This is a genomic window from Streptomyces tricolor, assembly GCF_002155905.1.
In the GTDB taxonomy this organism is placed as follows: domain Bacteria; phylum Actinomycetota; class Actinomycetes; order Streptomycetales; family Streptomycetaceae; genus Streptomyces; species Streptomyces tricolor.
Map to the genome: position 1 here is coordinate 1 of NZ_MUMF01000067.1, position 22,316 is coordinate 22,316.

The 22,316-nt window shown below is 68.7% G+C and carries 18 protein-coding genes and 4 pseudogenes; 13 read left to right on the plus strand and 9 right to left on the minus strand.

Going from position 1 to position 22,316, the window contains the following annotated elements; genetic code table 11:
- The coding region (locus tag CCN44_RS05900) for a pectate lyase family protein (protein WP_086697044.1) at positions 1-1,365 on the plus strand (1,365 nt) is incomplete at its 5' end.
- On the opposite strand, the gene CCN44_RS05905 is transcribed toward CCN44_RS05900, so the two are convergent.
- Positions 1,344-2,147: a helix-turn-helix transcriptional regulator gene (locus CCN44_RS05905; protein WP_059251321.1), complete on the minus strand. Its 804-nt coding sequence runs from the start codon at positions 2,145-2,147 to the stop codon at positions 1,344-1,346. The genes CCN44_RS05900 and CCN44_RS05905 overlap by 22 nt on opposite strands.
- Here CCN44_RS05905 and CCN44_RS05910 point away from each other — a divergent pair.
- On the plus strand, positions 2,146-2,694 hold the full coding sequence (locus tag CCN44_RS05910; RefSeq protein ID WP_079081072.1) for a DUF2000 domain-containing protein: 549 nt from the start codon (positions 2,146-2,148) through the stop codon (positions 2,692-2,694). The genes CCN44_RS05905 and CCN44_RS05910 overlap by 2 nt on opposite strands.
- A 23-nt stretch (positions 2,695-2,717) precedes the next feature.
- Here CCN44_RS05910 and CCN44_RS05915 read toward each other — a convergent pair whose 3' ends face one another.
- Together CCN44_RS05915 and CCN44_RS05920 are read right to left on the minus strand one after the other, a co-directional pair.
- Entirely contained in the window at positions 2,718-3,191 is a 474-nt protein-coding gene (locus tag CCN44_RS05915; RefSeq protein WP_059251324.1) for a carboxymuconolactone decarboxylase family protein, read from the minus strand.
- Positions 3,192-3,304: 113 nt separating this feature from the next.
- A complete protein-coding gene (locus CCN44_RS05920) occupies positions 3,305-4,108 on the minus strand; it encodes an aminotransferase class IV family protein (protein ID WP_208639715.1) in 804 nt (267 codons plus the stop codon).
- A 171-nt stretch (positions 4,109-4,279) separates the two neighbouring features.
- Here CCN44_RS05920 and CCN44_RS05925 point away from each other — a divergent pair, with 171 nt between their 5' ends.
- Positions 4,280-4,633 carry a MerR family transcriptional regulator gene (locus tag CCN44_RS05925; protein WP_086697045.1) on the plus strand — a complete coding sequence of 118 codons (354 nt, stop codon included), beginning with the start codon at positions 4,280-4,282 and terminating at the stop codon, positions 4,631-4,633.
- Positions 4,634-4,670: 37 nt separating this feature from the next.
- Here the strand turns inward: CCN44_RS05925 and CCN44_RS05930 are convergent, their stop codons facing one another.
- The 3 genes from CCN44_RS05930 to CCN44_RS05945 form a co-directional block, all read right to left on the minus strand.
- Entirely contained in the window at positions 4,671-6,047 is a 1,377-nt protein-coding gene (locus tag CCN44_RS05930; RefSeq protein ID WP_414820488.1) for a phosphatase PAP2 family protein, read from the minus strand.
- Positions 6,048-7,084: 1,037 nt separating this feature from the next.
- Positions 7,085-8,257, minus strand: coding sequence for a serine hydrolase domain-containing protein (locus tag CCN44_RS05940; RefSeq protein WP_086697047.1), 1,173 nt, complete (start codon positions 8,255-8,257; stop codon positions 7,085-7,087).
- A gap of 72 nt (positions 8,258-8,329) precedes the next feature.
- Positions 8,330-9,673, minus strand: a complete 1,344-nt coding sequence (locus CCN44_RS05945; RefSeq protein ID WP_086697048.1) for a transcriptional regulator — start codon at positions 9,671-9,673, stop codon at positions 8,330-8,332.
- Positions 9,674-10,463: 790 nt separating this feature from the next.
- On the opposite strand from CCN44_RS05945, the gene CCN44_RS05955 reads away from it, so the two are divergent.
- The 4 genes and pseudogenes from CCN44_RS05955 to CCN44_RS05965 all read left to right on the plus strand — a co-directional run bounded on the left by CCN44_RS05955 (position 10,464) and on the right by CCN44_RS05965 (position 13,129).
- Positions 10,464-10,751, plus strand: coding sequence for a hypothetical protein (locus tag CCN44_RS05955; RefSeq protein ID WP_237481515.1), 288 nt, complete (start codon positions 10,464-10,466; stop codon positions 10,749-10,751).
- A 129-nt stretch (positions 10,752-10,880) separates the two neighbouring features.
- On the plus strand, positions 10,881-11,048 hold the full coding sequence (locus tag CCN44_RS44935; protein WP_004939628.1) for a hypothetical protein: 168 nt from the start codon (positions 10,881-10,883) through the stop codon (positions 11,046-11,048).
- A 94-nt stretch (positions 11,049-11,142) separates the two neighbouring features.
- Positions 11,143-12,339: a JmjC domain-containing protein gene (locus CCN44_RS05960; protein WP_086697050.1), complete on the plus strand. Its 1,197-nt coding sequence runs from the start codon at positions 11,143-11,145 to the stop codon at positions 12,337-12,339.
- Positions 12,273-13,129: pseudogene (locus CCN44_RS05965) on the plus strand (aldo/keto reductase). The gene CCN44_RS05960 and the pseudogene CCN44_RS05965 overlap by 67 nt, the downstream one beginning before the upstream one ends.
- Here CCN44_RS05965 and CCN44_RS05970 read toward each other — a convergent pair.
- Both CCN44_RS05970 and CCN44_RS45900 read right to left on the minus strand, forming a co-directional pair.
- The gene (locus tag CCN44_RS05970; protein ID WP_086697051.1) at positions 13,117-13,974 is read right to left on the minus strand and encodes a hypothetical protein; all 858 of its coding nucleotides are present in this window, start codon (positions 13,972-13,974) and stop codon (positions 13,117-13,119) included. The pseudogene CCN44_RS05965 and the gene CCN44_RS05970 sit on opposite strands and share 13 nt — an antisense overlap.
- Positions 13,971-14,213 (minus strand): annotated as a pseudogene (locus CCN44_RS45900) (mobilization protein); the annotation flags it as partial. The gene CCN44_RS05970 and the pseudogene CCN44_RS45900, both read right to left, overlap by 4 nt.
- Before the next feature lie 10 nt (positions 14,214-14,223).
- Here CCN44_RS45900 and CCN44_RS05980 point away from each other — a divergent pair.
- From CCN44_RS05980 to CCN44_RS06005, 6 genes and pseudogenes are all read left to right on the plus strand, one after another.
- On the plus strand, positions 14,224-14,712 hold the full coding sequence (locus CCN44_RS05980; protein ID WP_086697063.1) for a helix-turn-helix domain-containing protein: 489 nt from the start codon (positions 14,224-14,226) through the stop codon (positions 14,710-14,712).
- 126 nt (positions 14,713-14,838) lie between these two features.
- Positions 14,839-15,216 carry a helix-turn-helix domain-containing protein gene (locus CCN44_RS45905; protein ID WP_237481517.1) on the plus strand — a complete coding sequence of 126 codons (378 nt, stop codon included), beginning with the start codon at positions 14,839-14,841 and terminating at the stop codon, positions 15,214-15,216.
- A gap of 32 nt (positions 15,217-15,248) precedes the next feature.
- The gene (locus CCN44_RS05990) at positions 15,249-16,757 is read left to right on the plus strand and encodes a LacI family DNA-binding transcriptional regulator (protein ID WP_086697052.1); all 1,509 of its coding nucleotides are present in this window, start codon (positions 15,249-15,251) and stop codon (positions 16,755-16,757) included.
- Between the two features lie 896 nt (positions 16,758-17,653).
- Positions 17,654-20,734 (plus strand): N-6 DNA methylase, encoded by a 3,081-nt coding sequence (locus CCN44_RS05995; protein WP_167403946.1) that lies wholly within the window; start codon positions 17,654-17,656, stop codon positions 20,732-20,734.
- Positions 20,735-20,893: 159 nt separating this feature from the next.
- Positions 20,894-21,224 (plus strand): annotated as a pseudogene (locus CCN44_RS47755) (DUF6177 family protein); the annotation flags it as partial.
- Positions 21,225-21,347: 123 nt separating this feature from the next.
- Positions 21,348-21,488: pseudogene (locus CCN44_RS06005) on the plus strand (phosphotyrosine protein phosphatase); the annotation flags it as partial.
- 32 nt (positions 21,489-21,520) lie between these two features.
- On the opposite strand, the gene CCN44_RS06010 reads toward CCN44_RS06005, so the two are convergent.
- Positions 21,521-22,306, minus strand: coding sequence for a hypothetical protein (locus CCN44_RS06010; RefSeq protein WP_086697054.1), 786 nt, complete (start codon positions 22,304-22,306; stop codon positions 21,521-21,523).
- Between the last annotated feature and the right edge of the window lie 10 nt (positions 22,307-22,316).

A 22,316-nucleotide genomic window follows, 5' to 3' on the forward strand; every position in this document is an offset into this window, starting at 1 on the left:
GCCGCCGGAAGGGCCGGCGGTGGCACGGTCACCATCCCGCCCGGCACCTACCGCGTCGACGACGTCCTCCGCATCGGCGACTCGAACGTCGTCCTGCGCGGCGCCGGCAGCGGCCGCACGACCCTGTACGCGACGAAGAACCTCACCGAACTCATCGGCGTCTACGGCTCCCGCTACGGCGGCGACAAGTCCTCCTGGTCCTGGGCGGGCGGCCTCATCTGGATGGCGCCGAGGGCCCGTTGGGACTCCCTGACCGCCGCCGTCCGGGCCCGGGCCTGGCCGTTCGAAGGCTGGACCGGCAACCGGCGGGACGAGTGGGAGACCCTCACCCCCGTCGCCCCGGCACGGCAGGGCTCATGGACGGTCACGGTCGCCGACCCCTCCGCCCTGCACCCCGGCCGCCTCGTCCTCCTGCGCCTGCGCGACGACGAGGACCACACCCTCCTGCAGCACATGGCGGGCGGCGGCCCCGGCCCGGCGGCGTACGCCTGGGACGACAAGACGAAACTGACGTCGTACGTCCCCTACGAGTGGCCGGTGCGCGTCCACCGCGTCCACGGCACCCGCGTCACCCTGGGACGCCCCCTCCCCCTCGACCTCCGCCCCGAGTGGGACCCGCGCCTGACCACGCACGTGCCGGAGCTGACCGGCTCCGGCGTCGAGGGGCTGACCCTGGAGGCGGTCGAGACCCCGCAGTCCCCGCACCTCCTCGACAAGGGCTACAACGGTGTCGTCCTCCAGTGCGCCTACGACTGCTGGGTGGACGACGTCACGGTCCGCCACGTCGACAACGGCTTCGGCCTGGTCGCCGCCTCCGCCTGCACCCTGCGCCGTACCCGGGTGGCCGGCCGGGGCGCGCACCACCCGTACTTCTGCCGCGAGGGCTCCCACGACAACCTGATCGAGGACTTCACGATCGAGCAGCGCACGGTACCCGCCCCCGCCGGCACCCAACTGCACGGCATCAACGTCGAGGGCCTGTCCTCCTACAACGTCTGGTCCCGCGGCGACATGTGGATGGGCACCTTCGACAGCCACCGCGGCCTGCCCTTCGCCAACGTCCGCACCGACATCACCGTGGACAACAACGGCCGGCACGGCGGCGACGCCGTCGCCGGCCCGCTCTTCGGCGCCCGGTTCACCCACTGGAACATCCGGGTCACCAACGGCCGGGCCGGACTGATGAAGATCGACGGCCTGGCACCGTACTCGGCGACCGTGGGCCTGAACGAGGTCCGCGAATTCGGCCAGACCGACGTGCCCGACTTCGCCGGCGACCTGCACTCCCGCCTGGAGCTGTACGGCACCACGGACACCGTCCGCCCGCGCAACCTGTACGAGGCTCAGCGCGCCCTGCTCCGGTAGCGCCCCGGGGTCACCCCGACCAGCTTCTTGAAGTGCCGGGTGAGATGGGCCTGGTCGTAGAACCCGGCCGCCGGGGCCACCTCGCCCGGCGGCACCCCGTCGAGCAGCAGCCGCCGGGCCCGCCCCACCCGCCGGGACATCAGGTACTGGTGCGGGGCGATGCCGTACGCACCGCTGAACGCCCGCACCAGATGCGCGGGATGGGCGCCCAGCAGCCGCCCGGCCTCCTCCAGCGAGACTCCGTCGACGACCCGCGCGTCCAGCAACTCCCGCAGCTCGCGGGCGAGGACCGGATCCCGGAAGCGGCGCGGCGGGTCGGTACGGCGGTGCCGCAGATGGTGGCGCAGCCGCTCGGTGACGAGCGTCAGCCTGCTCTCCGCCTCCAGCTCGTCGCCGGGGCGGGCGAGGGCGGAGTGCAACTGCCCGACGCGCCGCCGGAGCACGGGATCCCGCAGATCGGGACGGTCGACGGCCGGTCCGATGAACTCGTCCCCGAGCCGGCTGCTGTCCAGATAGACGACCCGCTTGCGGAATCCCCCCGGTGTGGCCGGGGATCCGTTGTGCGGCACGTGCGGCGGCAGCAGCGACACGGTGTCGTGCGGGGTGCCGTGCTCGTGCCGCTCCAGGTCGTACCGGACGGCCCCGTCGTCCACGATGAGCAGCGTCCAGGCGTCGTGGACGTGCATCGGATAGGCGTACTCGGTGAAGCGGGCGTGGAACACCTCGGTGACGCCCGGGATCCGGGGGCGCCACGCGCTGACGAGGTCCTGCCCGGCGGCCATGCAAAGAACGTACAAGACGATCCCGCACCCCGGCGGCGAGTCTCATTCCATGAGCACTGCACCGACCACGGACCCGAACGCTGCACCCACCACGGACCTGACCACGGACCCGACCGCCGGCCCGCACGCCGCCCCCGTCCGCTTCGACACGAAGATCGCCGTACTGCTGCGCGAGGACCTGGAGCCCTGGCAGCGGCTGAACGTCACCGCGTTCCTGGTCAGCGGCCTGGGCACCACGGTCCCCGAGGTGATCGGCGAGCCGTACCAGGACGCCGACGGCGTGTCCTACCTGCCGATGTTCCGCCAGCCGGTGCTGGTCTTCGAGGGCACGAAGGAGACCCTGCGGGCGGCCCACGGCAGGGCACTGACCCGTGCCCTGCCCTGCGCGGTCTTCACCGCGGACCTGTTCGCCACCGGCAACGACCGCGACAACCGCGCGGCGGTCCGGGCCGTCCCGACGGCCGACCTGGACCTGGTCGGCCTGGCGGTGTACGGCCCCCGGAACGGCGTGGACAAGATCCTCAAGGGCGCCCGCATGCACCCGTGAGCCCGGTGAGGCTCACGCCTCCGTCAGCCGAACATGCCGGGCACGTAGCCGCCGGCGGGCTGCTGGACGATGACGTTCGCCCGGTTGTAGGCGTTGATCAGGGCGATGAGGGCGACCAGGGCGGCGAGCTGCTCCTCGTCGTAGTGCTTGGCGGCGTTCGCCCACGCCTCGTCCGAGACCCCGCCGGCCGCGTCGGCGATCCGCGTCCCCTGCTCCGCCAGCTCCAGCGCGGCCCGCTCCGCGTCGCTGAACACGGTCGCCTCGCGCCAGGCCGCGATCAGGTTCAGCCGGGTCTGCGTCTCCCCGGCGTGCAGGGCGTCCTTGGTGTGCATGTCGGTGCAGAACCCGCAGCCGTTGATCTGGCTGGCCCGGATCTTCACCAGCTCCTGGGTGGCGGCGGGCAGCGAGGACTCCGAGATCACCTTCCCCGCGGCGTTGAAGTGCTTGAACAGCTTCCCGGCGAGCGGGTTGCCGAGGAGGTCGAGCCGAGCGTCCATGGTGTGCTCCTGGGTGGTTGCGGCTGCTTGCACCTCATTGACGGAGGGCGGCGCGGAGATGTGACATGGGCGGACGTGACCTGGGTCACTTCCCTCCGCGCGGCGCCGGGCCCTCACGGCGAGGTGAGCGCTTCGGCCTGGTAGGCCCGGTGGAGCAACTCCACGAAGGACGGCGCCTCGGGCACGGACACGGTGCCGATCCGGCGCACCGCCACCCCCGGTGTCCAGGAGTTCATGACGACCGCACCGGCCAGCGCGGGCAGGTCGGCGGGTGTGACCTCCTTCGTGCGCTGGGGAACGCCGAGGCGGTCCAGCTGCCGCCGCACGATGCCCATGGTGGTCCCGGCCAGCATCGCGCCCTCCGGCCACACCACCGCGGTGCCGTCCCAGAAGGCCAGATTCCAGATCGTCCCCTCGGTGAGCCGGCCCCGACGGTCCACGAAGGCGGCGTCGTCGAAGCCCCGTGAGACGGCCTGCCGCAGGAAATACGTCTTGGCGACCTCGCCGACGTGCTTCACGGCCGGAAGGACACGTTCGTACTCGACCGTCGCCAGGGCCAGCGGGCCGTCGGGGCCGGACGAGGGCGGCCCGGTACGGATCAGCACCTCGGGTTCCGCATCCGCCCCGGACGCGGTGAACTCCCCCGCCGGCGAGTAGACCGTGGCCGTCAGCGAGAGATCGGCCGGCCCGGCTTCCAGCGCCGCCCGCAGCCAGGACCGCACCCGCGCGTCGGGCACGGCCCGGCCGAACAACACCTCCGAAGCGGACCGCAACCGCTCCAGATGGAGGTCGAGCCCCCTGACCCGGCCCCCGCGCACTTGCAGGGCGGTGAAGTGGGCGTAGCCCGAGAAGGCGAGCGGCGCGAGTTCCTCGGCGGTCGCCGCCCGGCCATTGCGGTGCACGACGAAAGCGGTCATACGACACCCCGGTGAGAGAGAATCAGTGATCGATCGACCGGTTGATCGGTTGATCGGTTGATCGGTAATCGGTTGATCGAGTGGTCGAGTGCGGGCACGGAATGCGTGCTCACGGCGCGACGTTAAGGCTTCACATCGGTGGCAAGGTCAACCTCAGGCGAGGCAGGTCGGATGCTGATCGGGGAGTTGTCCCGACGGACCGGGGTCAGTCCGCGGTCGCTGCGGTACTACGAGGCGCAGGGCTTGCTGGAGGTCAGGCGCGGCCCGAACGGTTACCGCTACTACGACGAGGAATCCGTGATCACCGTGCGGCGGGTGCGCGCCCTGCTGGAGGCGGGCCTGTCCACGGACGTCATCCGCTCGGTACTGCCGTGCGTCCGGGGCGAGGCGGGCGAGGACCCGTCCTTCGACTGGTGCGCGGACCTGCGGAAGCTGCTGGAAGGGGAGCTGGCGGCCATGGACGAACGCATCGACGACCTGCGACGCACCCGCCACTCCCTCGCCGGTTACCTGGCGCAGCCCTGACCAGGAGCGGGGGCCACCACGGTGGCCCCCGGCGGGCTCAGACCAACTCGGGTTGCGGTTCCGGCCGCCGCGCCGGTGCGGCCTCCGGGTCCCAGAGCCTGGTGAGGCGTAGGTAGCCGTGGATCACGGAAGCCGTCACCAGGAGGAGGAGCGGCCCGAACACCCACGGACGTTCGCCCATCTCCACCGGCAGACAGCGGTAGGACACCAAGAGCGCGGCGAAGACCACCGTCCCGTAGGCGACGAACTGGATCCCCGCCCGGTCCCAGCCGCGGTCCAGCGAGCGCAGGGCTGCCTCGATCGTGAGCGCGAACACCACGCCGGCGATGAGATCGGTGCCGTAGTGATAGCCGAAGCCCAGCGTCGCCGCGAGCGTCGCGACGAGCCAGAACGTCCCTGCGAAGCGCATCGGCCGGGGGCTCTTGCGGGTGTGGATGAAGATCGCGACGGACCACGCCGTGTGCAGGCTGGGCATGCAGTTGCGCGGGGTGATCCCGTCGTAGGGCACCGGGTGCGGGGCACTGATCGACGGCAGCGCGTCCGGCCACAGGTCGGCCACCGCCCACTCCACGCCGCCGGTGCCGGAGGCACCCGGGCCGTAGGCGAAGACCGGACCGACCACCGGGAAGAGCATGTAGATGCCGGGCCCCAGGAGGCCGATCACCAGGAAGGTGCGCACCAGATGATGGCGCGGGAAACGGCGCTCGGCCGCCACGTTCCGCAGCTGGTACAGCGCGACGACGACCGCGGCCACCGCGAGCTGCGCGTAGACCCAGCCGAGCAGATGGGTGCTGATCGGATCGGTGGCCCGGACCAGCCGGCCCACCAGCCACGACGGGTCGCCCAGTGCGTGATCGGCGGCTGCCAGGTACGGGTCGAGCACCAGGGGGCGGGTCTTCGCCGTGATGAGCAGCCAGGTGTCGCCCGTCTTACGGCCGGCCACCAGCAGCAGGCCCAGTCCGACGCCCTTCAGCAGCAGGACACGTTCCGGGCCGGTGCGCCGCGTGACGGCGACGATCGCGTAGCCCAGCATCACCCACAACGCGCCGCTGCCGAAGAAACTGCCGTCGTCCACCTCGACGCCGACCGCCCATCGCACCGCCAGCAGGACGGCGTCGATGCCGACGGCGAGACCAGCGGCGAGGAACCGTTGGCGCCAGGTGAGCACCACCATCATCAGCGCCAGACCGCCGTACAGCGGCCCCGGCTTGGGAGCGAACACCGCCTCCAGGATCTGCTGGCCCATCGGCTCCGGCGCGCCGAGGCGCCGACGCGCGACGACCTCCAGCGTGACGAGGAGGCCGAGCACCGCCACGCCCGCCGTGGCCCACAGGATCACCCGTGGTTGACGCCACGCGGGGAGCGCCGTTCTGCCGCTTGTTCGCGAAGACACCCGCGATGCTCTGGATATCAACTGTCTGGCCGATGTGTGAGGTGGTCGACCAGGCCACTTTTCGCGCTGGATGGCATGGTCTGCGTGCGGGGCGGAATGGTGATCGTCGTTGGCGTCGAACATGCTATCGGAGGGGTGCGGGCATGCCGATGAGCAGTCCCACTCGGCGGTGAAGCCGTCGGTGGGCTCGGCAGTATGGAGCCCTTGGGGCGGGCGGCCGCCGGCCGGAAGCCGACGCCGAGGTGCCGGAAGACGCCGAGGGAGGCCCCGGGATCCTCCTTGCGGGACAGCTCCGGGTACCTCTCGACTGTGATCACGATGCGTGCGCGCTGCCGCTTCCCCGACCCCATGGCGGCCCCCTCCACTGATCTCCCGATCCGATTGGACAGAGAGGCATGCGCCTCCGGCAAGGGCGCGTGCGGGATCGAGGGGCGAAGTCAGGCCAGAGGGACCACGGGCACGGCGGCCCACTCGCACACCGTCTCCAGGGCGACCTGCCGGGGGCAGCGGCTGTCGTCCTTCTCGAATCCTTCTCGAAGCACAGCACGGCGACGCGGGACTGCCGGACGTCCGCGGCGAGGCGGTCGAGATCCGACTGAGCCGCCTCCGGACCGGGGCACGCTGCGCAAGCGCGCCCTGCCCACATCGAGGCGACCGCCCCGGAACGGCTCCCGGTTGTCCTTGGGATCGGCCAGACCGCGCAGGCGCGTGTACGCGGTGCCAGCCTCGGCGAGCGCCTGCCCGAGCCGGGTCTTGCTGAGCCCTTCTTGCGGCCGGTTGGCGTGAGCCGCACGTCCGCCCACGACGCCGATACGGCTGTCGAGGAGGGCCGCGCACCCTCTAAACGTGCAGGTCAGACGCTTGGTATGTGGTGCGGCTTGGGGTCTCGTGGTCTCCAGGAAAAGATCATCTCCCAGAATTTTCCCAGCGCCTGCCGCTGTGACCGCCGTTCGCTCCTGCATCGCATCCGCGAGCGACACTGCAGAAGTAAGTTTGCGTGGCAGTCGGAGCGGCCGGACGCCCCCCGGGGTTGCCGCATTGCTGCCACTCCGAGTCGACTACAGCAGTGACTCTCGTACCGCAGCGACCAGCGAAGCGGCACGCACATCGTCGCCGCCTCCGATGACGCGGTTCATCGCGTAGGCGAAAGCAACACCGTGTTCCGGGTCGGCGAAGGCGAGTGACCCCCCTCGGCCAGTGTGACCGAAAGAGCTCGGCCCGATCATCGGGTTGCTCTCGGTGGGCAGCATGTACCCGGCGCTGAAGCGGCTGGGGATCAGCATGACCTGGTCCTTGCCGCGGGCCTGCTCCTCGGTCGCTGACGCCAGGGCGTCCGGGGAGAGCAGGCGCACGCCGTCCACGTCGCCGATCAGCGCGGCGTACATGCGGGCAAGAGCGCGTGCGGTGCCGATGCCGTTGGAGGCCGGGAGCTCCGCGGCCTGTACCTCCGGTGAGTCGAAGTCGATCTCGGGCGGGTCGGTGACGGCGTACGCCCGGTTGCTGAATGAGTTCGGGTCCCGCCAGGCGGCGACCTGTTCGCGGAGTTCCTCGGGGACCGACTCGGTGGGCAGGGTGGTGAGGTCGACGTCCGGCCGTTGGTACACCATGCGGCTGACGCGGTCGCGTTCGCCGGCGGGCAGGCCGATGAAGAAGTCCAATCCCAGTGGGGCCGCGATCTCGTCGGCGAAGAAGCGGCCGGGTGAGCGGCCGGACACCCGGCGGATCACCTCGCCGACCAGCCAGCCCCAGGTCCGCCCGTGGTAGCCGTGTGCTGTGCCCGGAGTCCAGAGGGGGCGTTGAGCGGCCAGTGCCGCCGCCATCGGGTGCCAGGCCAGCGCCTCCTTCAACGGCACTGGCTGATCCAGCGCGACCAGGCCGGCCTGGTGGGACAGGAGCCAGCGCACAGGGATGTCCGCCTTGCCATTCGTGGCGAACTCCGGCCAGTACTTCGAGACGGGCGCGTCCAGGTCGAGCGCTCCGCGCTCGACCAGCATGTGCGCCATGGTTGCCGTCGCGCCTTTGGTTGCCGAGTAGACCAGCTGCAGCGTGTCCCGCGTCCAAGGACGACCGGTTTCGGCGTCGGCCACGCCACCCCACAGGTCCACCACCGGCCGGCCGTTCCGGTACACGCACACCGCCGCGCCGAGGTCCCCGTGCCGGGTGAAGTTCTCCATGAACGCCGTCCGCACCGGCTCGAACCCGGATGCCGCCTCACCGTAGATCGTCGTCATGTCGGCCATCCTGGCAGTCTTACAGCCCTGTTCACCGAGACGGGCTCGTCTCCGGTGGTCAGGCGGTCGACGTCAAACGGCGACAGACAGTTCCTGCAGGCGCTCCCGGAACTCGCGGACGGAGGGAACGGACTTGTGCGGCTCCAGCCGTGTGGAGAACTCCTTGAGGCGGTTCAGGGCCCTAATGGAGCTGACGCTGTCCTCCAGGAGTCCGGCGCCGTAGTTCGCGGCGTCCAACGCGCCCTCCAGGTCGCCGCCGGCGAGCCGCGCCTCGGCCAGACGGCTCGACCGTACCGCCTTGTCCCGGGGGGCGGCTCTCGTCACAGAGGTCTCCAGGGAACTGGTCGCGCGTTCCACCTGCCCCGAGCGCAACAGCACCTTTCCCTCGGTCGACCGCAGTTGTGCCTCGCCGAACCAGTTGAGCCAGTCAGGGTTGTCGTCCGTCGCCTGGCGCTCCCACAGGGAGGTGGCACGGTTGAGGGCCGTGCCGGCTTCGCGGTGGTCGCCGTCGCGTGAGAGGGCCTCTGCCTTGTGCAGGTAGAGGAACGACTGGGTGCAGGGCGACAGAGAGCGTGGCGCGTTGTCGATGGCGGTCGAGATGAGGTCGACACGCTCGGCCGTGCGCCCTGCCTCGGAGACATGCACCCCCATCTCCGCGAGGATGAACGCGCCGAAGGCGTCGTCGCCGGCGGTGCGGGCGCTGCGCAGGGCACCGACGTAATAGCGCTGACCTGCGGACCGTAGGCCGGCGTCGTAGGCCATCCATCCGGTCAAGTGCGACACGCGGGCCGCCAGCGCGTACAGCCGGAGCCTGACTTTGTCGGTGTAGCGGCCACCGCCGAGGAGACCGGTGACCAGAGCCAGGTCGCCTCGGGCCTGTTCCAGTAGTCGAGCACCGCCAAGCTGGTCGTCGAGCGTGCGGAGGGTGCCGATGCGCTGCTCGATCGTCGAGACCATCGTGTCCGTGACCCGGTCGCCGTTGAGCGCCGCGGCCATGGCGGAGGGCGCGTCCACCCAGCTCGCCGCGAGGCCGGTCAGGGCGGCTCCTGTGATGGTGAGGAAGCCTCTGCGGTCCATCCGTCCACTCCCCACCAGATCGGACAATGCCTCGACGGTACCGGCCTCTGTCCACGGAGCGGTGAGCCCGGTCACCTCCCAGACGGGAAGCCAGCGTGGCCATCCCTCCGCACGCGCCTGCTCGTACGGGACGCCCAGCAGGTCGGCGATGACGCGTTGGGCGTCCGCGTCCGGCTCCTGGCCCTGTGCCCACTTCCATACAGTCGTCCGGTTGGTCGCGAGCGGGACCCCGAGCTTCCTCCCGTGATCCTGCATGAGCCGGGCGAATTCGGCCTTGCCCCATCCACGCGTCTGGAGGAGGAAGGTCAGCGGGTGGACTGCTAACGGCTCGGTAGGCACGTCATCACTCCCGTCGTCCGCTCAAGGCGTAGTTGGAAGGCTACTCGGCGTGTCCGAGTACAGGGAGGTGCCCCCAGGAGAAACCCCCTAGAAACGTTCCGGTGGGCAGGGGTAGCGCCGTTGACTGAGTATCAGCCGCCGGCGAGCGAGTTCAGTTGAACGCTCGCGGAGCGGTTCCTCAGATCGGCGGCTCCATTCCTGTGCCCCCCGTCGGGGATGGAGCCGCTCTCCAGTTCTTCGGAGGCGTCCGCCATGCCCACGCCCGTCCATCGGTTTGTCCCCGCGGGTATCGAATCCGAGGTGCCCCCGGCTCGGCGCCAGATCATCGACAAGGTACGCGCATGGGGTGTGCCGCTGGACGAGGAGACTGCCGACGCCATCCGACTCGTCGCCTCGGGGCTCATCACCAACGCCGTGGTCGACGGGGCAGGGCCGATCACCGTCACCCTGTTCAACCGGCCCGGTCGCTTGGTGTCGATGTCCTGGACGACGATCCGTCGGTTCCGCGGACAGGGGATGCCCAATCGGACGACGAGAACGGGCGCGGCCTGGCGTTGGTCAGACTGCTCTCGGCGTGCTGTGCCTGGGAGCCCGCCGACGCCGGTAAGCGTGTATGGGCCGCGATGGCGCTGCCCATGGCGGTGGAGACGAGCACGGCTGTCGCTGGACCACGTGGCTCATTCGCGATGTTGGCCAAGAACCGTGATGGGGCCGAGCCCAGGTCGCTGACGGTGACGGTCGCCTGATGGGGAGGCACGCAGTACGAGCGGCTCTGTCTCCCGACCCCGATGTGGTTTTCCGTCCCACCCGCCGCGACATCGACCCCGTCACCGGCGAGCCGACGGCCTATGCGCTGTGGGATCGGCGTGAGTGGCAGGCGCATGGCGAGTGCCGGCTGTGGTGTGGCCGTGACGACGACGAGGTGACGTGGATCGGGCCCGTCCGGTCGAGCGGCATGCACGCGGCTCTCTTCGCGTGCCGCGCGTGCCTGTACGAACTGGACCAGCGCGTCCTGGAGGCCACCATGCGCCAGGACGCGGTCGATCTGCCGATGAGTAGCCGGTCCATGCGGCCGTAGGTGCAGAGCTGCGGCTCACTGGGCCCCAATGACCGCCGCCTCACGGATTCCATATCTCCCACTGCCGTGAGGCGGCCATGACTTCCCGCCGGAGCCCCGGCGGGAGACCCGAAGAGGAAGGAGCACGAGGTGGAAGAGCGCACGGCACCGCCTCCGGCCCGTAGCGGCCTGCTGATGGCGGTCGAGGAGCTGACCGCCGTCCACGACCGGTACGACAGCCTCCGGTCCGACAACGCCGGAAGCTCCGGCGACGCGCCGTGGCCGGGCGGCGACGGCAACCTGCACGACAGCGAGTAGGCACGCGCGCACCAAGCGGCTGGGGCCGGCACGACTGGCCGTGCCGGCCCCAGCCGTGTCCACATCAGGCGACCACACCCTTGGAAGGACAGCGATGGAACATCGGTTGATCAACGCGATCGAGACAGCACTCGGGTGGAGCGGGGCCGAGGAGCTGGGCAAGGGTTTCGCGCGGGGCGGTCTGGACGACCCCGCGCTCCTCTCCCGCCTCCTGACCCCCAACCGGCTGCTCGACATCGCCATGCGCAGGAGCCTGAACCGCCCGCAGTTCCGGTGCTTCCAGAAGGGGGTGGAGGTGCACCCGGCTGTCTACTACACAGACAGCGTCAGCCCCCGGGGCCAGAGCATCCCCGTGGTCAACATGCGAAGCCTCGGAAACCTCCTGGGAGAAGGCGCGACGCTCATCCTCGACCAGGCCAACGTCTTCGACCCGACGATGGAGGTCGCGTGCCGGGCGTTGCAGTGGTGGTCCCATGAGCGCGTACAGGTCAATGCGTACCTGACGACGAACGACGCCGCCGGTTTCCCCCTGCACTGGGACGACCACGACGTCGTGATCGTGCAGCTCGCCGGCGAGAAGGAGTGGGAGGTGCGCGGGGCGTCCCGCAAGGTCCCCATGTACCGGGACTCCGACCCCAACACCATTCCGAGCGACGAGATCATCTGGTCCGGCGTGATGCGGACCGGTGACGTCATGCACATCCCCCGAGGCCACTGGCACCAGGCGACCAGGACCGGCAGCGGCTCGGGGAAGAGCCTCCAGGTCACGTTCGGCATCACCAAACGCACCGGCGCAAGCTGGCTCGCCTGGCTAGCCGACTGGAGCCGCGAGCACGAGATCTTCAGGCACGATCTGGACCGCTGGCACGTTCCCGACAGTGCGGCTCTGACCGAGGCCGCCACGGCACTGCTCGGCGCGCGCTCCCCGGCCGACTACCTGGCCGCGTACGAGCAGGAAGTGACCCTGCCCAGGCATGTGCCGTTCCTCGACATCCTCGGGCCGCTCGACGCCGTCGTGTGCACCACCCACTTCCCTCCCCGGATACGGGAGAGCGGGGAGACCGTCGATGTCCTGGCCTCGGGGAAGAGGCTGACCCTCGCGGCCAAGGCCCTGCCGGCGCTGCGTCTGCTGTTGAGCGGCAGGCCGGTCGTGCTGGAACAGGCCGCGGCCGTCGTAGGGGCCGAAGTGGTGGAGGTCGCCGACATCCTGGTGAAGGAGGAGCTGTGCGCGGTCCTGACCCCCGAGTTGTCCTCGGGCTACACCGGTCTCGTCACGAACGCCGGCTCCTGACCGGGGCGCTGGACCTGGGCGTCACCGCGCTCGACACCAGCACCAACTACCTCGGCTTCCGCTCGCACCAGGTCCTGGCTCGGACAGCCGGTGACCTGCTGCCGAAGTTCACGGTCTCCACGAAGGTCGGTTACTTCCCGGGGCCCGACGGGACGGAACACTCCCTGGATCCCACGCGGCTGAACTCGGCCGTGGCAGAGGCGGCCAAGGACCTCGGACGTGAGCCGGACCTGGTGTTGCTGCACAACCCGGAACACTCGCTCCGGAAAGCTGTCCCGCACCACAAGGATGTGCTTGCAGCGGCGTGCGCCGCCTTGGATGACGCCAAAGAAAAGGGACTGTGCGGCGCCTGGGGGGTCGCGTCGTGGGATCCGTCACGGTACTGAGCCTGGTCGACCTGACCGTGCCGAGGCCATCGGTTCTCATGGTGCGCGCCGGCTTGCTGGTCGGCGCCAGAACGCTGGACGCAGCGGAGACCCTCATCAATGCGTGGAAGCTGGGTTATGGCGAGGTCTGGGGGATGAGCCCCTTTGGGGGCAGCACCAGTGCCTCGGTGTGGGACCGGCTGGACCCGCGCCTTTTCCTTCAGGACGGCGGTCGGCTCTCCCGCGTCCAGGCAGCATTCAGAGTCGCCTACCATCTCCCGCGGGTCGGCTCCATCGCCGTGGGCACCGACGAGCCGACCCACCTTGGGGAACTCGTCGGAGCCCTGGCAGGCCGGGTGGAGGAGCGGACCGTCCAGGAGTACCGGAAGCTCCTCCGCGACCGCTCGCGTGATCACTCCGCTTGAAGCTCCTCGATGACCTGCTCGGCCATGCGCTGTGCAGGCTCCAACCGAGGATCCTCGGGGTGCGCGTACGGCCCAAGGATCTTCGAGCAGACGAACAGCGTCATCAGCTTGCCGTCCCGGCTCTCGAAGTCCCGCCGACGCTCCTGCCGTACACGATCGGCCAGAGACCGGACGGCAAGCGAGCTCGCCCACAGCGAGGCCGAGTCCAGTCCCTGTGGGGCGTTCCCCCAGTCCTCCCAGTCGAAGAGGCTGAACACCGGCGCCGCGACGTTGGCCCAGTTCAGGTCGGCGTGAGCGGGCACCCAACGCTGGACGGTCGTATCGAAATCGCCGGGAAAGACAGCCCGAATGGCCTCGGTGACCGACGTCTGGGTGATGGTCTCGGTGTCGGGTGTGGCGATCCGCCTTGTCTGGTGCGCTGCCAGCGCGTCCAGAGAGGCGTTCAACCCGTCCCACCACTCGTCAGAAAGTTCAGGGGCCTCACTCAGAACGGCGTTTCCGACCGGAGCGGCCGGCAGGAGGTCAGTTTCGTCGGCCCGCCACATCACCTGTTCGTTCGTGTCCCGCCAGACCAGGCACCCCCGCCAGGGCGGCTGGGCGACGCCGTCCAAGCGGGCGGCGCACTCCGCGCCGTTCCATCCTTGATCGGTGATCTTGTCGAGCAAGCGTCGCTCGATGCGGACCCAGGTCTCGCGGTCGGTCCGTGCTCCCACGGACCGACGCTTGCGCACCACCGTTTCCGGTAGGAAACGCACCTGCAGGGACTGGGCCACGCGATCCAGAACCTCGTCAACTGGCTGCACGCGTAGGTCAACAGCCTGACTCGTGGAGACCGAGAGCGTCATACAGGCGACCGTAGCAGTGGGGCAGCGAGAGGGCCCCGCTTCGGCAACGCGCGGGGCGCCGAGGCCCCCTGGCGCCGACTGCCTCGCGCGGGTGTGTCGTGGGAGCGCTCGGACAGGGCGGGCAGGTGGGCGCTGCGCCGCAAGCGCCATACCAGGACGTCGCTGATGGAGGTGGCGGTGTCGAGCTCGCGCCGTCCGGCGGCCTCGCTCAGCAGGGCGCCCGGGTCATGGCCGGCCTCCCCGCGAGGTGTGCTGCTCAGCGGCGAGGCGAACGTCGCGGTGCGCATCAAGTTGGAGCGCGAGGCGCGTGCATGGAGCACCAATGCTCTGTCCGACCGCCTGAACGAGGCCGGCTTCGAGATGAACCCGTCCGCGGTATGGCGCATCGAGAACGGCAAGCGCCGCATCAACCTCGACGAGGCCATCGGCTTCGCGGAGGTCTTCGGCCTCGACCTGCGCAACCTCGTCGGGCCCCCACAGCTCGCCGCCCAGGCCCGCGCCATGGAGCTAATCGACACGGTCGTGGACGCGTTCCGCGAGACCCAGCGCGCCAACGCCGCCTACACCAAGGCGCGCGACGACCTCGATGCCTACCTCGCCGAGCACCCCGACCTCCGTGAGGAGGCCGACGTGATGGTCTCCAACGCCATTGCCGAGGCGTCCACCAAGCACCTGCTGGAGACGTACGGCCTGCCACCTGGCAAGGGCCGCGACGCCGGCCCCACCAACGAGACGTAGCTCGGCTCCCGCTCCCGTCCTGGGCCCGCACACCCCCGGCACGGGACACCCCCTCACGCCATCCCTAGCGATCGACCGGCAGGCCGGTGTTGCCGCACCCACGCCCGCCAGAAGAGGACTCACCCCTTGAACCGACCCGCAATACCCCCTGCCTCCACGCCGACTCCGCATCCCGACGCCGCTCTGCCGCGCCTCTACCTCCCCGAGGAAGTCGCCGCCGTCCTCGGCTGCTCCGCCTGGTGGGTCAAGGGCCGCGCCCGCCGACGACTCATCCCGTTCACCCGCGTCGGCCGCGCCTACCGCTTCTCGTCCGATCACCTCGCCGAGATCGTGCGCATGCACGAAGAGCGCCCGGCCCGAAACCGGCAGCATCCCGGTGGCATTGCTGTGCCGGCGCGGCAGCCTGCCGTGCGAGAGCGTACCGAGGCAGCCGCGCCCACGGTTCGTCTCAAAGCCCGGCCGCCTCGCCGCATGACCAAGTCCCAGTTCGGAGTTGCCGCTTAACGCACCCCACAGGACAGAAGGGAGGGAACCCGTTGGGGTACGCAGAGAAGCGCGGCGGCTACTGGCGCGGCCGGTACAAGATCGGGGACGGCAAGTACGGCACGGTCGCCGGTTCCACGGGTGCCGTGATCAAGTTCGCCACCAAGCGCGAGGCCAAGCAGGCCGCAGACGCGGAAGAGGTGACCGTTCGGCGCGGTCAGTGGCGTGACCCGGGGCTTGGGCAGGAGACCTTCGGCGAGTACGCCAGCCGCTGGTACGAGGCCCAGGACCTGGCCGCCTCGACTATGCAGAACTACAAGCGCCACATCGAGGAGCACCTGCTACCCGAGTTCGAGGACAAGGCGCTCGCCGGGATCCTGCGCATGGACGTTGACGCCTGGGAGAAGAAGGAGAAGGCCGTGTACGCGGCCTCCAGCGTCAAGACCTGGCGCTCGACGCTCCACCTGATCTTCGAGGACGCGATCGACGAGGGCCTGATCACGTCCAACCCGGCCGCCCGGCGGCGCGGGCGCGGTAAACGTGCCGGCCGTTCCCGCAACCGCGGCCCGGAGAAGGTCGTCACCGACGCGCTCGGCATCCTGCTGACCGCAGAGCGAGCTGCCCTGCTCTCCGGCCGCGACGACGAGTTCGTCGCCGTCGTTCTCAAGGGCTACACGGGCAAGCGCTGGGGCGAGATCGTCGGCCTGGAGACCGAGTTCGTCCGGCCAGGTGCATTCCGCGTCGAGTGGCAGCTGTACGAGCTGGACACCGGCGAGCTGGTGCGCTGCCCGCCCAAGGACGATAGCTACCGCACCATCGACGCGATGGACTGGCTGTCGGCCCTGGTCTTCGACCACATCGCCCGCACGAAGCCGACACCCTGCCCATGCCACGGGCGGACGTACGTCTTCCGAGGCCAGGGGACAGCGCGGACCGGCGGCCACCACGGCGCCAAGCTCGCCGACGTAGCCAGGCTGGCCGGGGTCTCCACGGGGACGGTGTCCAATGTCCTCAACCATCCCCACCGCGTCGCCGAAGCCACGCGGGTGCGGGTCGAGAGGGCCGTCACCGACCTCGGATTCGTGCGAGGCGGCGCTGTGTCGGGGCATGCAGCCCACTGGCGTAGGAACGGGTTCGCGACCTGGTTGTTCACGCCGGCGGTCTCTGGCTGGTACCCCAAGAAGGCGCCGCAGGAGGCCCGCCCCGTGCCCATCCTCGGCGAGCCGTGGCCTGGCATTCCGGCACGAGGACGGGGCGCCACTGATCGCGCCGACGCCTGCTGGCTCCCGATCGCCAGGGGGCTCACGCCCCATGGTCTCCGTCACACCCACCGGACGATGATGGAGGACCTGGGCACGGAAAAGGTGCTCATGGACGAGCGAATGGGCCACCTCGACGGTTCGATCTCCGCCCGCTACGCCCACGTCACCCCTGGCATGCGCCGGCGCCTCATGCTCGGTCTCACGGCACAGTGGGAGGCATCCCTCGACGCCCGTCGGGCGATGAATTGGAGGTCGCCAGTCGCCGTGCTCGATCGGTTGCTCTTGGCCCGGGCCGTCTGACGCGAGCCATTAGCCCGGTCTTCCTATCAGTGGAGGACGGCGATCAGCGCCACGTGGCACGGCAACCGACATAGGTTGCCGTGCCACCGTGCGTTCGTCAGTCGACGAGGTCGTGGGATGCGACTCTATTTTAGGGGCGAGTCGGGCATGTACACGTCGGGTAAACGCGTGTGGGCATCACAATCCGTGCGGGGGCTCGCCAACGATGTCCCTCTTCAGGATCACGAAGTGCAGCAAATGGCCCACAGAGCGGCGCGCCAGCGGCGGTCGTTGCCCCTGCATGTCGATCTTCATCTTGCTTCAGCAGTCTGAGCACCTGAGCTGCTCCCGCCCTTCAGGTAGACGTGCGCATGGTGGACACCCATCCCGGGACAGTTGCTGCCGGCCCTCTATCAACCGCACGGTGGCCTACCGCCTCCTGGCCCCTGCGGCCCCTGTCAACATGGCTCTTTTGCGAAGGTGCACGCAATGATGCTGTGCGCGTGGGTTGAGACGCGCAGGCCGGGAAGGACCCGCGGGAAGCGACAGACCTTGCACAGGCTGTGAATATCGCCTAGTCGGGGGTGGGCGCTGTGCAGGATCCGTCGGCCGTACTGCCCAAGATGGCCGAGTTGCTGGAGCCGCTGGCGGCCGGAAAAGTGCTCGGTCTGATCACTGAGGAGATCACTGGCGAAATGGGAGCTGCGGCGTGACCGAATCCGATGGCTTCCTGTCGGTGCTCTCGCCGTCGTAGTCGGCGGTGCAGCTCTCCTGTAGGGAGCTGCACCCCGCGGGCAGCTAAAATTGCGGCTTCGCTCGGCAGGACTGTGCGACACGCACCTCCTGCACGACAATGGCCGCCGGGACCAGACGTCCCTCGCTGCCCTGTACGCCTTGATGCTCTTGGAGCCCTCGCCTTGACGCTCTCCGTCCCTCCCTCGCCTACCGCGCTCGAAACCGTGCTCAAGCGGATCGTCGAGCGCAAGGCTGTGCGCGCCGAAGCGACGCTGCAGGCCGACATCCGCCAGTTCCTGCTGGATGCGGATCTCAACCTCGGCGAGCAGGACCTCCTGGATCCCGTGCTGGAAGCGCAGGTGGGCGACGGCACCGGTCACCGCATCGATATCGAGATGGGCGCGACCGTCATCGAGGTCAAGAAGGACATCAGCCGCCCAAAGATCCGCAAGGAAGCGGTCGCACAACTGGCAAAATACGTGAGGGCCCGGACAGAGCAGCGCGAGCGCCGGCACGTCGGTATCCTCACCGACGGCGCTGACTGGCGCGCCTACACGCTGGTCAACAACGAGCTGAAGGAGGTCAACCATTTCGATGCGCGGGAGCGCAACGTCAAGGCACTTGACCTGGTCCGGTGGCTCGAAGGTGTCCTTGCCACGTCCGAGGGCGCGGTACCCACGCCAGATGCCATCGCAACCCGCCTTGGGGCGGACAGCGTCGCTCACTCCATCGACAAGGCGGTCCTTGCCGCGCTGTACGAGGAGAACAAGAGTCTGCCGACCGTACAGCTGAAGCGCGACCTGTGGTCGCGTTTGCTGCGCAGCGCCCTGGGTGCCCAGTTCGAGGACAGCGATGATCTGTTCATCGAGCACACGCTCCTGGTGAACACTGCCTCGATCATCGCCCACGCAGTGATGGGCATCGACGTGAAGGACACCCCACCCGCCTCCCTGGTCTACGGCCAGCTGTTCACACAGGCGCGGATCTCGGGTGTGGTCGAGTCGGACTTCTTCGGCTGGCCACTGGAGACCGAGGGTGGCGAGGGCTTCGTCCAAGACCTGTCTCGTCGCCTCGCCGGCTTCGACTGGTCAAAGGTCGAGCACGACGTACTGAAGGTTCTGTACGAGTCGGTGATCGCCGCAGAGACCCGTAAGAAGCAGGGCGAGTACTACACGCCGGACTGGCTGGCGGAAGCGACAGTGGCCGAGGCTGTCCCCGATCCGCTGAACCAGCGGATGATGGACCCGTCGTGTGGTTCTGGCACGTTCCTCTTCCACGGCGTCCGCCGCTACCTGGCTGCCGCACGGGACATGGGGCTGCCGCTGCGCGAAGCGCTGGAAGGCGTCCACGACCATGTTGCTGGCATTGATCTACACCCCGTCGCCGTGGCGTTGGCTCGCGTCACCTACCTCCTGGCTATCGGCCGCGAGACACTTACCTCTGAGGAGCGAGGCCCGATAAGCGTCCCCGTCTACCTTGGTGACAGCCTCCAGTGGGACCAGCGCACCGACCTCATCGACCACGGCCACCTCGTCATCCAAACCGGCACAGGCAACCAGCTCTTCACCAACGAACTTCGCTTCTCGGAAGCCCTTTTGCAGGACGCCAGCCGCTTCGACGCTATTGTCAACGAGCTAGCTGACAAGGCTGCCGACCCACACCGCAGTCAAGGCAAGTTGCCCTCCCTCAATGCCCTCTTCAACCGGCACGGGATCTCCGACGCGGATGACCGAGACGAGCTCGCAGAGAACTTCCGCGTCCTATGCGACCTGGTCGACGAGGGCCGCAACCACATCTGGTCCTACTACGTGCGAAACCTGGCCCGCCCCATGTGGCTGTCCCGTGCCGAGAACCGTGTTGACGTTCTCGTCGGCAATCCGCCCTGGCTGTCCTACCGGCACATGCCCGAGTACATGCAGAAGACCTTCAAAGCGATGATGCAAGCCCGGGGTCTGTGGAAGGGCTTCGAGGTCGCCACCCACCAGGACCTGTCGGGCCTATTCATTGCCCGCGCGGTCCAGCAGTACCTACGCGTGGACGGTACGTTCGCTTTCGTCGTGCCCAACCCGGTGCTCGACCGCCCCTACTGGACCGGATTCCGCAGCGGAGATTGGGCTGACCCTGACCACCCCGTCAAGGTCAACTTCACTGGATCCTGGGACCTTCGCCGACTGCGTCCGCACTTCTTTCCCCGCGCCGCCGCCGTCATCTTTGGACGCCGCCGCCCACTCGGCATCGGAGAACAGGGCAACAACGCCGTCGCACTGCCCAGGCAGACCGAGATCTGGACCGGGAAGATCGCCAAGAGCGCCGCTGATTGGGAACGTGCCAAGGGCTGGATCACCCGGCAGAAGGGCGAGCTGCGCTACCCCAAGGAAGGGCTGATCAGTTCGCCATACAGGGACCGCTTCATGAACGGGGCAACCATCTTCCCGAAGGTGCTCTTCTTCGTTAAGGAGCAGACTGCCAGCCCCCTCGGTCTCGGCGGCGGTCGAGTGTCGGTCCGCTCCCAGCGCAGCACTCTGGAGAAGAAGCCCTGGAAGGACCTCCCTGACCGGGAAGGCTCGGTCGAGAAGCAGTTCGTCCGGCCCATCCTGCTCGGCGAGCACGTCGTCCCCTACCGGATCATGGGTGCCGACAAGGTCATCCTGCCCATCGAGGGGACGAATACCCTCATGGACGGTGAGCATGACCACCTCGACCGTTACCCAGACCTGGCGAAATGGTGGCGCGATGCGGAACGGCTCTGGGATGACAACCGCGCCAGTGACCGGCTTTCTCTGATCGAACAGCTCAACTTCCGGCAGAAACTGACCGATCAACTCCCCGGCGCACCGCTGCGAGTGGTGTACGGAGCCTCTGGGATGTACGTCACGGCGGCACTGGTAGAAGATCCGAACGCCGTCATCGAGCACAAGTTGTACTGGGGAACCGTCGCGACCCGGCAGGAGGGCATGTATCTTCTCGCGGTGCTCAACTCGCCCTATACCACGGAAGCCGTGCGCCCGCTCATGTCCTACGGCAAGGACGAACGAGACATCGACAAGGCCGTATGGGAGCTGCCCATCCCGGACTTCGACCTTGCCGATCCCAAGCACGTTCGAATCGCGGAGATCGGTGAGACCGAGTCTCAGCGGATCGCGGAGCTGAAGTTCGAGGAGGGCAAGAGCTACATCCAGATCCGCCGCACCCTGCGCGACTTCCTCCTCAGCTCCCCCGATGCCGAGGAACTGGATCAACTGGTCACCGAACTACTCGGCTGAGAAGCGTCCCGCAGATCAACGCCGGCCTCCCTGGCCTCTTCACCGGCCAGGGGGGTACGCACGTCGCTCACTGACCGACCTGGCCCGCAGCCGCGCCCCCAGGCCCAGCCCACCTGGGCGGTCGCCGTAGGAACCGCCGGCCGCCCCGCGATCGCCGCATTGCACCTCGCTCACACGCGAGAGGGCGTAGAGGAGCACATCACCCTGGCTCTCGGCTACGCCGCCGACGAGCGAGCACTGATCGAGCTGCTGCCCCAGCTCGCCGCATCCCTTGAGGCCAGGCACAACCTCGCCACCATGATCAGCGAACTGCGTGCGGCGCGCGCGGACCTGGTCACTCCGGCCCACTACGAACCGATCCCGGTCTCTTTCACTCTCGGCACGGATGCCGTGGCCCACCTCGGCATCAGCCATGCCCGTAACGCCATGCCGGACAACACCGACCCAACTCGGCCCTGCCGCTCGCCCCGCCCTGCACTACCCGCTCGGCGACGGCACCGACCCCGCCGTCTGGAAACGCCTGCGACGCATAGACGAACACCTGAAGGTGGAAGCGGGACAGCTCCCCGACCGTCCTGACGGCCACCGCCCCACCGGCTCCAGCAGCGGCTCAGACGCCTGCCCCGTCTTCCGGGCCAACCGGTACCTGGACTGACAGCTCGACGGCCCTGCTGGTCACGGTATTGAAGCCGTCCGACCGATCCGGGACACCATCGAGCGACGTGTACGCGGCCTGCTCGCCGACCTCGGCATCCTACGACGACAGGACGGCGTTAGCCTCGCCAGTCAGCCACCGAACAGGCTCTCCTGGACGTACTCGATGATATTCGCCTTCGGGCGGAACAGGCCCAGCAACATGAAAGTCTTGGGGTGGGCCGCGATGTTGCCGACGAAGAAGTGGACGGCGCGGTCGGGAGTGAACATCGACTCGTACCAGCGCTCCCGCAGCTTGTCCTGCACGGCGTGCTCGCCGTACTTGCGCAGGAACTTGCGGTACGACGCGCCGGCTTCCCAGTCCTTCAGCGCCATGTCGTGCGTGGGGCAGTCGGCGTCCGCGCAGCGGAACTTGTAGCGGAATTCCAGAGGCACCCACTCAAGCCGGGCCAGGTCCTGTTCGAAGAGGTCGAGTTGGTCGGCAAGCGCAGCCTTGGACTCAGGCCAGGGCTCTGCCGCCGTCAGCCGGAAGCTGACCTCCGTGGGGCGGAACACGCCGAGTGAGGTCCCGTGCTCCTCCTGGTCCCTCTTGATCGCGCACAAGGACGGCGAGACGAGCGGCTCGACGTACTTGTGCCGGTGCTTCCAGTCGCCGTCCGCCGGCACCTCGCCCACGATCTTGAGGGTGTCGAGGTCCGGCCGCAGGCTCTCGGGCCGCGAGTCACGCTTGCCGTGCGGCTCGACGTCGACCTCGATGATCGAGTACTTGGAGAACTGAGCTTCCTCCGCGAGGAGCCGAAACGGCACTGGGAAGAGCCGTACGTGCTGTGGTGCGCCCTGATCCAGTCGTATGCCTGCCACGCAGCTGGTCTCGCGGTACTTGTTGGACAGCTCCGGATACGTCTTGACCGTGATCATGATCCGAGCG